A 14,750-nucleotide genomic window follows, 5' to 3' on the forward strand; every position below is an offset into this window, starting at 1 on the left:
TTAACCCATCTATCGTTTCTCTTTTTTCTTTACTCTTCGCTTTTGGCTTTTGCCTTCTGGCTTTTGACCAATCCGTCCACAATACCGTAACAATTGCTAATAATCGCCACTACATTTCCCAATAGATAATCCTATATTTACCCTAAAAATAAACCTTTTGGAAAATGGAATGCATTAGTGTTTTCGACATGCTTAAAATAGGTGTCGGTCCCTCCAGCTCCCATACTTTGGGACCATGGCGTGCCGCCGAGCGTTTTATTGGCGAACTACTGGAAAAAAAAATATTCCCTTCCGTTACCCAAATCCAAATAGAAGTATATGGTTCCCTCTCTCTGACCGGAAAGGGCCACGCCACCGATCTGGCCATTATGTTGGGCCTTACAGGAGCCGACCCGGTCACCATTCCCATAGAAAATATAAGCGGCATAATAAAGGAAATTCAAGAAAGCAAGAAGCTCCTATTAAATAATTCCAAAGAAATTCCTTTCGATCCCAAAGTGGATATCATATTTAAAAAAGAATTTTTGCCCTTTCATGCCAATGGCATGATCTTTAGGGCCAGCTTGGCCAAAGGCAAGCAAATAAAGGAAACCTACTATTCCATTGGCGGAGGCTTTGTTGTTAAAGAAGAACTTAAACGTTCCAAAAAGAAAATGGAAGTTTTTAAGGCCTTCCCCTTTCCCATAGAAAAGGGAGCGGACCTATTGGCCACTTGCAAAAAAGAAAATAAATCCATTTCCGAATTGGTGTTGGAAAATGAACGTTCCCTGCGTTCCGATTCTGAAATAGACCAAGGCCTACAACATATTTGGGACACCATGTTGGAGTGTATGTACATTGGCTGCCATACCGAAGGGAGTCTGCCCGGTGGGCTCAATGTACGGAGAAGGGCCTATGACACCCACCAAAAATTAAAGGGCGACCTCCCCTATTCTACCCCTCAGGAATGGCTGCTTACTATTAGAAAGACCGAAGTTAAATTTCGTTCCATCCTCAAATGGGTAAGCTGTTTTGCCCTAAGTGTCAATGAGGTAAACGCCTCCTTGGGAAGAGTAGTCACGGCCCCTACCAATGGCAGTGCAGGGGTAATACCGGCCGTACTTATGTACTATATGGTCATAGAAAACCACGAGGCCAATTTTGAACACATAAAGCAATTCCTCTTGGTTGCGGGTGAAATTGGCAGTATTTTTAAAAAGGGAGCCACGATTTCCGCGGCCATGGGCGGTTGTCAGGCCGAAATTGGCGTGTCGTCTGCGATGGCCGCCGCTGCACTGACAGAACTAATGGGCGGTAGCACTGAGCAAGTACTTATGGCCGCAGAAATTGCCATGGAGCATCATTTGGGCCTAACCTGTGATCCTATAGGTGGATTGGTACAAATACCTTGTATAGAACGCAACTGCATGGGAGCCATAAAAGCCATCAATGCGGCAGAACTGGCGTTGGACTCCGACCCTGCCAATGCAAAAGTGCCCTTGGACAAGGTGGTCAACACCATGTGGGAAACCGCCAAGGATATGAGTACCAAGTACAAAGAAACTTCTGAAGGCGGACTGGCCGTTGGGGTGTACCTGAGTGATTGTTAGTACACAGTGGTCCTTAGGCAAAAGCCATTAGCCATTAGGCAATAGTTTGTGTGTTCATCATTCTGAACTGACGTCATTGCGAGCCTGCCCGGCCGTCAGGCGGGCGCAGCGCGGCAATCTGCTTCTTACAGTGTACAATGCTTATGTTTGAAGTATAGTAGTATTGAGAACCTAGAGCCTAGATGTTAGAGCCAAGACATAAGAATTATGTTTAAAGTTGTTTAACTAGATGCTCCTTCCCCTTGGGAAGGTGGCTTCGACGTAGGAGAAGACGGAAGGGGTAGCCTGGGTGGCAACCTGCTTCTTACAGTGTACAATGAACAATTAGCAATAAACAATATTTATGTTCAATGTTTAAAAGTTGAAAGTCGTCACTTCGAGCCTGCCCGGCCGTAAGGCGGGTGATTTTATGAAGCTCAGCGTAATAAAATTGTATCGAGAAATGAACGGCGTGCAAAAGCCGGTTCTCGATACTAAATGCCTGTCGGCATTTCACTCGAACTGACGATAGAATAAAACCTGTCATTACGAGCTTGCCTAGCCGTTAGGCAGGCATAGCGTGGCAATCTGCTTCTTACAGTGTACAATGCTTATGTTTGAAGTAAAGCAGTATTGAGAATCTAGAGCCTAAAATCTAGATGCTAGACTCATTGGCAAAAAACAAAATCCCCTCCTGAGATGAGCCTGTCCCGCTTTTTAGCGGAAGGTTAGGGGTGTGTTTCAACCCAAACTCTATCAATTGTCTTACACCTAGAATCTGGGCTTTCAAAACCCTCCGTCTTCGCTTATGGCGAAGCCACCTCCCTTCGTCACAAGGGAGGAGCCCTTGCTGTTGTCATTGTGAGCCTGCCCGGCCGTCAGGCGGGTGATCCGACAAAGGAGGATTATATCGAAAAGCACTCGAAGTTTACAGTGAACAGTCTTCAGTGGTCAGCGGCTTCGACCACCGGATGAAATTACGGAGATTGAGAGTAGAAAGAATCTAGACTCTTTTCTCTTGGCTCTTGGCTCTTGGCTCTTAAAAGATGTTTACTTCCCGGACACCAACTTCATCAATAAACAATTTCATCCCCATTTGAATAGTCGGCCACCAGAAAAATTTCAATTATTCTAACACTTTATTTAAAAATTAAAGAAGAAATGAATAATAAAGTCAATATATGATGCAAATCATGTAAAATATAGGAAGTCCAATACATTCAAATAAAGTTTATTTGTACAGGGCTGTAATACCTTTATTTAATACTTACCTATTAATGATTTCGTTACGGGCCTGCTGTCTATTGCAACCAAAAATATTTAATGACATGAGAAAAAGCTTTCGAAATTTATTATGGGTCGTTCTCCTAGCGGGCATATCCTGTTCAGAGGCCCCAAAAGGGGAAACCGCCACCACATCCTTGCCCGTTTATAAGGATGTACCCTATCTGCAGGATTACAGCATTAAATATGACAAACAAGAGGATGACCTGCTACTATTCGAAGCTTTTATGGACCGTAATGAGGTTATTCAGGTTTCTTCTTCGGACGGAATTTTACGTACCCACGATGGGCAATTCCTTTATCCTGGAGTTCTTTTACAGGACAAAACTTACCGTCCCATAACCGATAAGAATATTGCTGCAATGACCACCTATCTAAATCAGTTTGTTTATCTGGATGACGAGGCGGTACTCAGCAACGCCTGGGCCGGAAGCCTATTCTTAAAACACAACCTTCCAAAAGCGAATATTTTTGCTGCCGGAACCGATTTCGATTTCTTGATAAGCGATGGACCATCGCTTCAATATGTTTCCAAAAATAATAGCGGCTGGCAAGGCGCCCTATCCAAGGATAAGGCCATAGCCATTAAATTCGACCAAAAAACCAATTCCTTCTGGATTTTGGGAGAAAAATCCGTTACCTCCTTCAATCCAAAAGATAAAACCCTAAAAACCGTCTATGAAGGGAGTAATTTTACCTCCTTTGCCCTTGTGGACAACAAATTGATATTGACCACCCTGGATGGATATTTCGAAGTAGATGCCACTTCTGGAAAACAAATTGGGGACAAAAAGACCAAATTGCCCTGGACAGAAATTACCTATGTTGGTGAAATTGACGGACATCTGTGGTTTGGATCTACCAAAGGGGCGTTTATGATGAAGGATGATGGCAAATTTAATTACTACTATGGAAAACGTTGGATGCCCAGCAACAATGTGAAACATATTTCCAAAGGTACCGATGGCTCTATCCTAATATTAACGGATACCGGCCTTGGACAAATAGTATATGAGGAAATGACCCTACATGACAAGGCCCTATATTATGAAAAACAGGTACGGGACAGACATATAAGACTGGGGTTCAATGCAACTCTAGTGGATATGGACAATGGCAATTTTGACACAGGGCGACTTTCAGATTCCGATAACGACGGACTTTGGACTACCATGTATCTGGCAGGAGAGGTTTTTCGCTATTCCGTAACCAAATCGGAAGATGCGCTTCAGAACTGTAGGGAAGCTATGGATGCTATGGAAAGATTGTTCAGCATTAACCCGGTACCGGGATTTCCTTCCAGATCTTTTGAACGAAGTGGGTATATAAATCAATTACATGATCCTGATAGATGGCAACACAGCAGTGACCCTGAATGGGATTGGAAATCTACCACCAGCAGCGATGAGGCCATTGGGCACATTTTTGCCTATGGTGCTATGGCGGAAATAATGGACAATGACCTTAAAGATCGTGCCATAGTCCTTATAGATACCCTTATGAGCCATATTGTAAGAAATGATATGTATATGGTAGATTTTGATGGGAAACCTACCACATGGGGCCGATGGAATCCAGAATACGTAAATGCACGACCCAAAATGGTGGGCGACAGAAAAATAAATGCTTCCAATATTATAGGCATGCTACAAACGGCCTATCATTTTACGGGAAAGGAAAAATACAAGGAAAAAGCCTTTGACCTAATGGATAATCATGGGTATTTGGACAACCTAATGTGGCCCATGAAAGATGTTGCCATGGCTCCGGATGATGCCGATGATTGGAGCAAGATGCTATCCGAATCCTGGAACCATTCCGATGATGAAATGTATTTTGTGGGGTATTGGGGCCTTTATAAATATGCCTTTAACGACACTCTAAAAACTAAATTCAAGGAAGCCATTATAGACCATTGGGAAATTGAACGCCCGGAAAAAGAAGGTGCCTGGAATATTATAACCGCCCTTACGGGGACCAAGGAGTTCGATTTGGAGGAAGCTGCCTGGTATCTTAGGGAACACCCTATGGATATGGTTGCCTGGGAGGTTATGAACAGCCATAGAAAAGATCTTACGTTTATAGCCCCTAATTTTAGGGAACAGACAACGGCAGAGGTATTACCTCCCGACGAGCGCCGCGTACAAAGACATAACGCCAATATGTTCACATTGGACGGAGGTAGAAATGGCACAGAGGAATTTTCGGCAGGGGACATCTGGCTGCTCCCCTACTGGATGGGAAGGTATTTAGGGGTTATTAGTGAGCCCATGCCCTCCGAATAGGAATTGAAAATCTATAATTGAAACATCAATTTAATCCTGAACAAGGTTTCAAACAATGAAATACGGCATATTAGGCATTATTATCCTATGCATTTGTGGCTGCGGTAAGAACAAGGTTAAAGCTCTTGCTGCAGCTACAAATCCAAATAGCAGGTCTGTTTATGTGGACACGCCCTATGCCCAGGAATATGCAGTAAAATACTATCTATCAGAAGATCAAAAAGCCAATGGGGTTCAGGATATACTATCCAACCGCAACAGAAATATCCAGATACTGTCCAACAATGGCCTATTGGTACCTAAAAACGGACAACAGTTCTATTCTGGAACGCTTATTCCCGATATTTCCTATAGCCCTATGGCTACTAAGAACATTGCTGCTTTCACAAAGTACAAGGATCATATTGTGTACTTGGACAACTCCCATGTTTTTAGCAATGCATGGGCCGGAAAAATACAGATAGAACACGGTCTTGAAAATCCCAAGCTCCTGGTTGGAGGTAAGGATTTCCATTTCTTGGTTTACAATGGAGAGCAGCTAGCCTACCTAAACCAAGAAGGACAAGAATTAAAACTGGCCGCCGAAACAGGTATTTCACAAATTCTATATCAGGGAACGGAAAATAGATTTTTATTGGTTTCCCCAGAAAAAATAATAGCCTTTATTCCCGGGAAACCCTTAAAGGAAATCTATGTAGGTTCAGGCATCAATTGTGCTGCCCTGGTCAATGAGGGTACCAAAATTGTGGTAGGCACCTCTAAAGGGTACTTTTACTTGGGCGAGAATAAACTTATTAAAAATGTGCCATGGCCGGAAATAACGACTATTCAGGAAATTGACGCCATACTTTGGTTTGGAACCACATGGGGTGCTTATAAACTTCTGGAGAATGGTAGCTATAGTTACTATTCCGGGGAACGTTGGTTGCCTGGTAATGAAGTAGTTGGTATTGCAAAAGGTCCCGAAAAATCGGTCCTTATACTTACCAATAATGGCGTGGGAAGTATACAAACCAAACAAATGACCCTGGAAGACAAGGCCATGTTCTACGAAAAACAGGTACGCGAAAAAAATATTAGATATGGCTTTAACTGCAGTGTAAGCAAGCTCCCCAATGGCTATGCTTCCGCGGTAATGAAAGATCAGCCCAGTGATAACCTGTGGACGGCCATGTATCTGGTAAGTCAGTTGTACAGATATAAGGTAACCGGATCCGAGGAGGCCAAACTAAATGCCTATGAATCTTTTGAGGCTATGGAAAGACTACACCACATCACTACCATAAAAGGTTTGTTTGCAAGGAGTTATGAGCGGGATCATAAAGTGGTCAATGAAAAAAAACCGGGCTGGCAAAAAAAGGAACTCCTGTCCGGCAGTCCTGCAAGTGAATGGCTCCCAGGAAATGATCATTCCAATTGGACCTGGAGAACAACCGTAAGCAGTGATCAGACCGTTGGCCAAATTTTTGCGCTTACGGCCATCCTGGAATTGGTGGACGACCAAGCATGGAAAGACCGTGCACTGGAATGCATGGACAATCTTATGAGCTATATTGTGGACAACGACTACTACATTATTGACGTAGACGGAGAACCTACACTTTGGGGAAAATGGAACCCCTCCTATATAAACGGCTTTCCAAAAAATGTAGGTGACCGCAGGCTAGGCTCCTCAAATATTATAGGTTTTCTACAAACTGCCTATAAATTTACAGGAAAGGAAAAATATAAAACCAGCGCCTATCAGTTAATGGAAGAACACGGTTATCTTGAAAACCTGATGAGGCCTATAAGCCAAATTGGTCACTCGGACAACGATGAGCTTAGTTCCAACTTGTCCCACGAGTGGAACCATTCCGATGATGAAATGTATTTTTTGGGCTATTTTGGACTAACCCCCTACGCCTTCACCCCAGAATTACAGGAGGATTACAAGAAAAGTATACAGGACCATTGGCAGGCAGAACGACCTGAAAAAAATGCGCTATGGAATTTTATATATGCGGCTACTACAGCTGCCGAAGATTTTGATCTGGACAATTCCATTTGGTTTTTAAAAAATTACCCAATGGATTTAAGGAATTGGGAAATGCAGAATTCCCACCGCCAAGATATTACCTTGCTACCCGATAATTTTAGATTACAAAGTACAAAGGAGCTATTGCCTTTGACAGAGACCCCCTTGTACCGTCATAATGGAAATATTTTCGATTTGGATCGGGATGGGAATGGTAAACAACTGATAAGTGCCGGGGACACCTGGTTGCTACCCTACTGGATGGGACGATATTTAGGGGTTATCAGTGCTCCTGAAAAAAAATAACTAAAGAATAGAATTTACAACATTAACAACCTAATTAAGTAGTATGGATTTCACAAAAAAGCCTATGAAGTTTAAATTTGAAAATAGACCAATGCTCCTATTGTTCGTGACTCCCATACTATTTAGTGCTTGTGGTCAAAATAATTATAAAATGGAAAAGCAAATTACCCAGGACCTCACCTATAACCATGACTTGGACAACAATGACAATTTTTCTCCAGATGACGAATGGCTTGTCTATGATACGCGAACAGAGAAAGGTGGCATTGGCGGCAATGGAAAAATAGAAAAGATACATGTCAAAACCGGCAAAAAAGTGGTTTTGTACGAACTACAACAAAACCAGGCCTATGGCCCGGGAGTTGGCGCGGTAAGCTATAGTCATGCCAATAATGAGGTAGTCTTTATACATGGACTATTGAACTGTTCCGAAGAGAAACCTTACGAGCAATGGCGTAGATCTGGAGTAATTATAAAGGATGACAAACCCGGAGAACCTATTTTTATGGATGCCAGGGACATCTCATTTCCATATACGGTAGGGGCTCTTAGAGGAGGAACCCATAGACATGAATATAGCGGTGACGGAAAATGGATAGGGTATACCTATAACGATGCCATTATGAAAAAGTTGGAAGATTCCACTGGCCTTACCCATAACCTTAGAACCATTGGGGTTTCCAAAAAAAACCACCCAATATCCGTTCCTGAATCCCAGGACGGGGAGAATTTTTCCGGGGAATGGTTTAGTGTGCTAGTGGTAAAAGTAGTTCCAGAACCAGTGCCAGGTTCCGATGAAATAAGCAAAGCGGCAGGTGACAGCTGGGTAGGACATTTGGGTTACCTAAAATCCGATGGAGCTACACAAAGGGCAAGGGCCTTTATAGGCTCTACAATAAGTAACAATGGAGAACAGGTAGATGAAGTTTATATTGTGGATATACCGGAAGATATTACCATTCCGGGAGACGCGGCCCTAGAAGGCACAGAAACTAGCTTGCCCGCACCCCCCAAAGGAACACGTCAACGTAGATTGACCTACACGGCCAATAACAAAAATCCCGGTTGCGAAGGCATTGTACGTTCCTCCTATGGGGGAAGTATGCTTGCCTATATTGCCAAAGATGACAATAACATTAAACAGATATTCACTATATCCCCTTGGGGCGGCGAGGCCATACAACGTACTTTTCATGACTCGGACGTGCAAGGCGGTATTCGCTGGCATCCCAAAGATCATAGATTGGTGTATGTGTGGCAGAATTCTTTGGTTGGCCTCAAAATAGAGGATGGCAAAAGTACTATCCTCACCAAACCTTCCCAAAATCCACCAAAAAATCCGGTTTGGTCCCACGATGGACATAAAATAGCCTACAATCGAATGGTTTCCAAAGACGGAAATACCCCTACCATGCAAATATTTGTCATAGAACTTTAACCAAACCAATATGTTCAGAATTCTGTTTTCATTAGCCTTAATCCTTCATTTCCCCTCCGGGATCTTCGCACAGGAGACCACTTTTTATCAGGATGTTGCCGTAATCAACGGCATTTCTGAAGGACTTCCCCAAGGCAATATTGATCAAATATTAATAGTTGACAATACCCCTATAGCAATTAGCTCCGCTGGGCAATATGAATGGAAAAATTCCAAATGGACCTCCAACAACAAGGGTAATTCGGCCATCTCCCTACCCAAATTCAAGGGCCTACCAGAGGAGGCCGGTAAAGTCCTCAGCACAATCAATTACGGGAATACCACCTATGTGGGTTGTGAAAATGGCCTTTATGTGAAAATTGGCAACAATAAGTGGAAGCAGGAGCTTCCCTCCGACAAAAATTACAGTTGGGCCTTAAAAGAGGTAGCGGCCCTAACAGTGGATACAAAAAACCGATTGTGGTTTGGTTCCAAACAAGGAATAGGCCGCTTGGAAAAAGGTAAATGGACACTGTTTACAGGAAAGGAAGGAGTGCCCTATAATCATTTCACCTGTGCAGCCCCCGGACCAAAAGGTCAGGTTTGGTTTGGTACCAAAAATGGAGCTTTCAGGGTTGAAGAGAATGTTTTTTTCTATAGGACTAACCGCAGATGGTTACCGGACAACCATGTCAATAGTATTGCCGTTGACCCAATGGGCACAGCTTGGATCGCCACAAGGAACGGCCTTGCCCAAATTGTTTCCAAGAAAATGACCTACGCGGAAAAGGCTGCCTATTTTACAAAACAGGTGGAGGACAGACACAACAGGATGGGGTTCATCTGCCAAAGCCATCTTACCGAACAATTCAATATTAACACCAGCGAATTGGCCATTTCCGATAACGATGGGCAATATACCGCTATGTACGGGGCAGCTCAGGCTTTCCGATACGCCATTACCAAAGATCCGGAGGCCAGGGAACTGGCCAACAGAAGCTTCTTTGCCCTAAAATGGTTGGTAGACATTACCCATGAACCAGGGTTTCCGGCAAGGGTGATCATTCCTGTGGATTGGCATGAACCCGTTAACGAACAATACAGCAGGGAATACAATACTAGACATCAAAAAAACGACCCCTTCTGGAAGGATATTTTTCCACGTTTTCCACTTAGTGATGACGGAAATTATAGATGGAAATGCGATACCAGCTCGGACGAATTGGCCGGACATTATTTTTATTATGGCATATATCACGATTTGATTGCGGAGACCAAGGAAGAAAAGGATGCCGTTAAGCAAGTGGTCGCCGATGTAACCGACCACCTTATAAAACATGGTTTCAAATTAGTGGATTATGATGGGAAACCAACACGCTGGGGAAGTTTTGATCCCGACTATTTCAATTCCATTTGGGGCTGGGACCAACGCGGTTTAAATGCCATGATGATGCTTTCCTTTCTAAATGTAGCCTCGCATGTAACCGGAGACCCCAAATATGATGAGGTGGCCGAAATGTTGCGCGAAAAGGAAAATTATGATATCTACGCCATGCACGCCAAAGAATTTTTTCCACCAGAAAATGCAGTGCCCTGGGACAATAATCTAGGTCTTATGAGTCTGTACGGCCTCATAAATTACGAGAAGAATCCGGAAAGACAAATTATGTACCGTATTGCCCTAGAGAATGCCTGGCTACATATCAGCAAGCAAAAGAATGCCTTTTGGGACGGACTCTATGGAGCTATGGCCGGTTTTTTTACCCAAAAGGTGGATGAAGGCTTTTTTAAGCCCCAAGAACTGTTTACAGAAAATCCATTGTTTGCCAAAGCCAGCATAGACAGGTACTACAAGAGTAGCTTGGATAACCGCTTCATGACAGAAACTTTACAGCGCATTCCGTTGGATCTCATAGGTTATGATATGGACAATACCCACCGCCTGGACATACAATTGGACCCTACACCGGGACAATCTGCAGATATGGGCTGGGGCAATGACACCTATGCACTCCCAATAGACGAAAGGGGACACGTAAGATTGGATAGGGATGCCACTGTTCTCCATGATAACGAAGGTAATGGATATGCAGAGCACGAAGGCACTTTTTACCTCCTGCCCTATTATTTGGCCGCATACCATAAGCTGATTGAACCATAGACCGCTATATTGGCTATAGCCATGCGGTTATTTAAAGCATAAAACAATGCATAGGCCCTTTATAATAGTATTGTTCATTGTCCTTATGGGTCATGGTTATGGCTACCCTCAAAACGGGCTGCCCAAACCAAAAAATGGCAACACCTATGTCATAGCCCATAGAGGGGCCCATAACGGAATTCCTGAAAATTCTTTGGCCGCCTATCAGAAGGCTATTGATCTGGGATGCGATTTTGTGGAAATCGATGTAAGGACCACCAAGGATGGGGAATTTGTAAGTGTTCACAATGCCACCATAGATGCCTACGTTATGGAACAGAAAGGAAAGGTGAAAGACTATACCTTGTCCCAATTACGTGCCATGGACATTGGAATAAAAATGGACGAAAAATGGCGCAATACCAAAATTCCAACCTTCGAGGAAATCCTGGCACTGTGCCAGGACAAAATTGGTATTTATCTGGACTTAAAAGAGGCAGATCCCAAAGCCTTGATTCCGATCATTAAAAAATATGGCATGCAGGAGGACATTGTTTGGTACCTCCCTGCCAGTGCCCATACTGAACTTATGGCCATAAAGGCCAACTGTCCCGAATGCTTTATTATGCCAGACCCCGGCACCAAGAAAAACATAAAGAAAGTTCTGCAAGGATATTCCCCTAAATATATGGCTTCGGACATGGACCATATCTCCAAATCCTTTGTAAAAAAATTACATTCTAAAGGTGTCAAAGTATTTGTGGACGATGATGGGAATGATCCCAAAAAATGGCAAAAGGAATGGCAGAAACTAATGAATCTAGGGGTCGATGGTATACAAACTGATCAACCTGAAGCTTTAATTAAATTCCTTTCTTCCTAGGAAAATCGTTAATTATTTTTTCAAAGATTCCCTAAAAATATGAACTTGGCCAAGTCAATTACCTCAGAGCAAACCTGTCTGCCAACTATGGTAGGCTTACCCCCCTCCCAAGGAGGGGAATCTTTTTAGATTAAACAATATTAGCACCTAACTAATACCCTCCCCATGGGGGAGGGTTAGGGAGGGTTCCCTTGTGAAGGCCTGCCCCGCATTTTGGCGGCGGTTAGGGGTGTGTTTTATTCCCATGAACTCCAATCTTCCCCCTAGGCTCGGGTTTGCAATCCCTTCTGTCTCCACCGCCTACCAGCGAAGGATCCACCTTCCCTTAACCAAGGGAAGTAGCTTTTTTATTATCGTTCATTCAAAATTCTTATTGAAGTCCTCCCCCGGACCCCCTATTTTCAACACCAATACAATAGATTATACTTGTAATACAAACCGATCAACCGCAAGCCTTGATAGAATTTATTTCAACAATAAAAAACCAATAGTACCAATTAATCACAGCCCTCTTTTCTTCTAGTATCGATCAAATATATAATTTTCCAAGCGCCTTGGTCATTAAACAATTGAAAGGAATTTACACCGCAATGGCTAAAATTATCGTTTACCCAAAATTCGTAGTTGGTCCATGCATTGGCCATGGCACCATCAATTTGAATATTATAGGACATTATTTTTTCTTCAAATTTTGTGGTGGCGGGTATGGATACTATAGATTTTAAAAAATGGTTAAAATCATCGGTTTTCACCACTTCCCTCCCATCTGCATCCTTTCCTATGGTCTGTAGCACAATATCCTTGGAAACCGTTTCCTTTAATGCCATTGAATCCTGTTGGTGAAAGGCCTCAAAAAATGCTTCTATGGTCCTTTTAACCATCTTCTCCGCATTATTCTGGGCATTGCCAAAATTAAATGCCATCAACAAAACTAAAAAGAAAAGCCTAGTATTATTCATATTTATAAGGTCTTGACCGTCATATAAAAATAATCAAAAAATAAAAAATTGGGAACTAACTATTGCTAGATTCACAATTTTTGGAACAAATCATTACTTTTATCCCACCAAATACAATTTAGATGTCCGCTACCAAAAAAGAATACAAAAGAGTAACTGTCAAATCTCTCGTTGATATGAAAAAAAACGGAGAGAAAATTTCCATGTTAACGGCTTATGATTATTCTATGGCAAAAATTGTCGATGCTGCCAATGTGGATGTAATATTGGTGGGAGATTCTGCCAGTAATGTTATGGCCGGACATGAAACCACCCTGCCCATTACCTTAGACCAAATGATCTATCATGCCTCTTCTGTAATACGGGCGGTAAACCGGGCCCTAGTGGTTGTAGACATACCTTTCGGAAGTTATCAAAGTGATCCAAAAGAGGCATTGCGCTCCGCCATCCGAATCATGAAAGAAAGTGGTGCCCATGCCGTAAAGGTAGAAGGTGGACAGGAAATAAAGGAATCTGTAAAAAGAATTCTAAACGCAGGCATACCGGTAATGGGACATTTGGGCCTAACCCCCCAATCCATTTATAAATTTGGCACTTACAATGTAAGGGCCAAAGAGGAAGACGAAGCACATAAACTCATTGAAGATGCCAAACTTTTGGAAAAAATGGGATGTTTTGCAATAGTTCTTGAAAAAATACCCGCCAAATTGGCCAAGGAAGTAGCAGAAAGTGTCTCCATTCCCATTATAGGCATTGGGGCAGGTAATGGTGTAGATGGCCAAGTACTGGTAATTCACGACCTCTTGGGAATAACCCAGGAATTTAATCCAAGATTCTTGCGGAGGTATCTTAACTTATTTGAGGAAATGGGCAATGCTATTTCCAAGTATGTAGACGATGTAAAAACGAGGGACTTCCCAAGTGACGAGGAGCAATACTAAAGAGGCAACAGATATCCCGTATAGGGTCTGCCCTTTATTGCGCGAACGGCCTATGAACTAGATAATCAATTCTATACAAGTGTCCACTAAAACAATTTCTACCCCTGAGAATCTTCAGGTTTTATACGAGGATAACCACCTTATAGCCATTAATAAAAGGGCTGGCGATATAGTGCAGGGCGATAAAACCGGGGACACTCCGCTAAGTGAGGTTGTAAAACAGTATATAAAGACTAAACACAACAAACCTGGGAACGTTTATTTAGGGGTGGCACACCGGTTAGATAGGCCAACCACAGGAATTGTGGTCTTTGCCAAAACCTCAAAGGCCCTGCCAAGGCTCAACAAATTGTTTGCTGAAAAAGATGCCCAAAAGACCTATTGGGCGGTAGTCAATAAAATGCCCGATAAGGAAGCGGATACCTTGACGCATTGGTTGAAACGCAATCCTAAACAGAATAAATCCTACGCCCATAAAAAGGAAGTTCCAGATAGCAAAAAAGCCATTTTAGACTATAAGGTCATTAAGCACCTAGACCGGTATTTTTTATTGGAAATCGATTTAAAAACAGGACGGCACCATCAAATTAGGGCACAATTGGCAGCTATTGGATGTGTCATAAAAGGGGATTTAAAATACGGGGCAGACCGTAGCAATAAAGACGGTAGCATACATCTTCATGCCAGAAGCCTTTCTTTTATACATCCCGTAAAGAAAGAATTGTTGCAACTTATAGCGCCACCGCCTGAGGACAGCGTTTGGAACGCCTGTAAGTAAATTACCTCAGGGCAATGAGACATCGGAAGTAAACTGCAGACAACATTCCACACCCTCCCGTTCTGTTTGGGCGGGCCTGCCCGAACGGAACGGGCGGGCGTCAGAGCATTCAAATCCCTCTTAGTGATTAAATTTTCATTACCTTTAACAAAGGCCATATTACTGTGGCCAA

The 14,750-nt window shown here is 42.9% G+C and carries 9 protein-coding genes; 8 read left to right on the forward strand and 1 reads right to left on the reverse strand.

Annotated features, from left to right (window positions below; genetic code table 11):
* Positions 1–164: 164 nt before the first annotated feature.
* From KO529_RS20930 to KO529_RS20955, 6 genes are all read left to right on the forward strand, one after another.
* On the forward strand, positions 165–1,589 hold the full coding sequence (locus KO529_RS20930; protein WP_215949810.1) for an L-serine ammonia-lyase: 1,425 nt from the start codon (positions 165–167) through the stop codon (positions 1,587–1,589).
* A 1,307-nt stretch (positions 1,590–2,896) separates the two neighbouring features.
* On the forward strand, positions 2,897–5,137 hold the full coding sequence (locus KO529_RS20935; RefSeq protein WP_215949811.1) for an SMP-30/gluconolactonase/LRE family protein: 2,241 nt from the start codon (positions 2,897–2,899) through the stop codon (positions 5,135–5,137).
* Between the two features lie 55 nt (positions 5,138–5,192).
* Positions 5,193–7,460, forward strand: coding sequence for a hypothetical protein (locus KO529_RS20940; RefSeq protein ID WP_215949812.1), 2,268 nt, complete (start codon positions 5,193–5,195; stop codon positions 7,458–7,460).
* A 151-nt stretch (positions 7,461–7,611) separates the two neighbouring features.
* The gene (locus tag KO529_RS20945; RefSeq protein ID WP_215949813.1) at positions 7,612–8,898 is read left to right on the forward strand and encodes a DUF3748 domain-containing protein; all 1,287 of its coding nucleotides are present in this window, start codon (positions 7,612–7,614) and stop codon (positions 8,896–8,898) included.
* Positions 8,899–8,908: 10 nt separating this feature from the next.
* On the forward strand, positions 8,909–11,038 hold the full coding sequence (locus KO529_RS20950; protein WP_215949814.1) for a hypothetical protein: 2,130 nt from the start codon (positions 8,909–8,911) through the stop codon (positions 11,036–11,038).
* Between the two features lie 46 nt (positions 11,039–11,084).
* Positions 11,085–11,900, forward strand: coding sequence for a glycerophosphodiester phosphodiesterase (locus KO529_RS20955; RefSeq protein WP_215949815.1), 816 nt, complete (start codon positions 11,085–11,087; stop codon positions 11,898–11,900).
* Between the two features lie 497 nt (positions 11,901–12,397).
* Here KO529_RS20955 and KO529_RS20960 read toward each other — a convergent pair whose 3' ends face one another.
* The gene (locus KO529_RS20960) at positions 12,398–12,859 is read right to left on the reverse strand and encodes a nuclear transport factor 2 family protein (RefSeq protein ID WP_215949816.1); all 462 of its coding nucleotides are present in this window, start codon (positions 12,857–12,859) and stop codon (positions 12,398–12,400) included.
* A 122-nt stretch (positions 12,860–12,981) separates the two neighbouring features.
* Between KO529_RS20960 and panB the strand changes: the two genes are divergently transcribed.
* Positions 12,982–13,800 carry a 3-methyl-2-oxobutanoate hydroxymethyltransferase gene (gene panB / locus KO529_RS20965; protein ID WP_215949817.1) on the forward strand — a complete coding sequence of 273 codons (819 nt, stop codon included), beginning with the start codon at positions 12,982–12,984 and terminating at the stop codon, positions 13,798–13,800.
* Between the two features lie 79 nt (positions 13,801–13,879).
* Positions 13,880–14,578, forward strand: a complete 699-nt coding sequence (locus tag KO529_RS20970; protein WP_215949818.1) for an RluA family pseudouridine synthase — start codon at positions 13,880–13,882, stop codon at positions 14,576–14,578.
* Positions 14,579–14,750: the final 172 nt, after the last annotated feature.

The sequence above is a fragment of the Arenibacter algicola genome (assembly GCF_018860365.1).
Lineage (GTDB): Bacteria > Bacteroidota > Bacteroidia > Flavobacteriales > Flavobacteriaceae > Arenibacter > Arenibacter algicola_B.

Bases quoted from the DNA above. Each gene is read 5' to 3' on its own strand.
- KO529_RS20950 (WP_215949814.1), top strand. From the start codon at position 8,909: ATGTTCAGAATTCTGTTTTCATTAGCCTTAATCCTTCATTTCCCCTCC.
- KO529_RS20935 (WP_215949811.1), top strand. From the start codon at position 2,897: ATGAGAAAAAGCTTTCGAAATTTATTATGGGTCGTTCTCCTAGCGGGC.
- panB (WP_215949817.1), top strand. From the start codon at position 12,982: ATGTCCGCTACCAAAAAAGAATACAAAAGAGTAACTGTCAAATCTCTC.
- KO529_RS20940 (WP_215949812.1), top strand. From the start codon at position 5,193: ATGAAATACGGCATATTAGGCATTATTATCCTATGCATTTGTGGCTGC.
- KO529_RS20930 (WP_215949810.1), top strand. From the start codon at position 165: ATGGAATGCATTAGTGTTTTCGACATGCTTAAAATAGGTGTCGGTCCC.
- KO529_RS20945 (WP_215949813.1), top strand. From the start codon at position 7,612: ATGGAAAAGCAAATTACCCAGGACCTCACCTATAACCATGACTTGGAC.
- KO529_RS20960 (WP_215949816.1), bottom strand. From the start codon at position 12,859: ATGAATAATACTAGGCTTTTCTTTTTAGTTTTGTTGATGGCATTTAAT.
- KO529_RS20955 (WP_215949815.1), top strand. From the start codon at position 11,085: ATGCATAGGCCCTTTATAATAGTATTGTTCATTGTCCTTATGGGTCAT.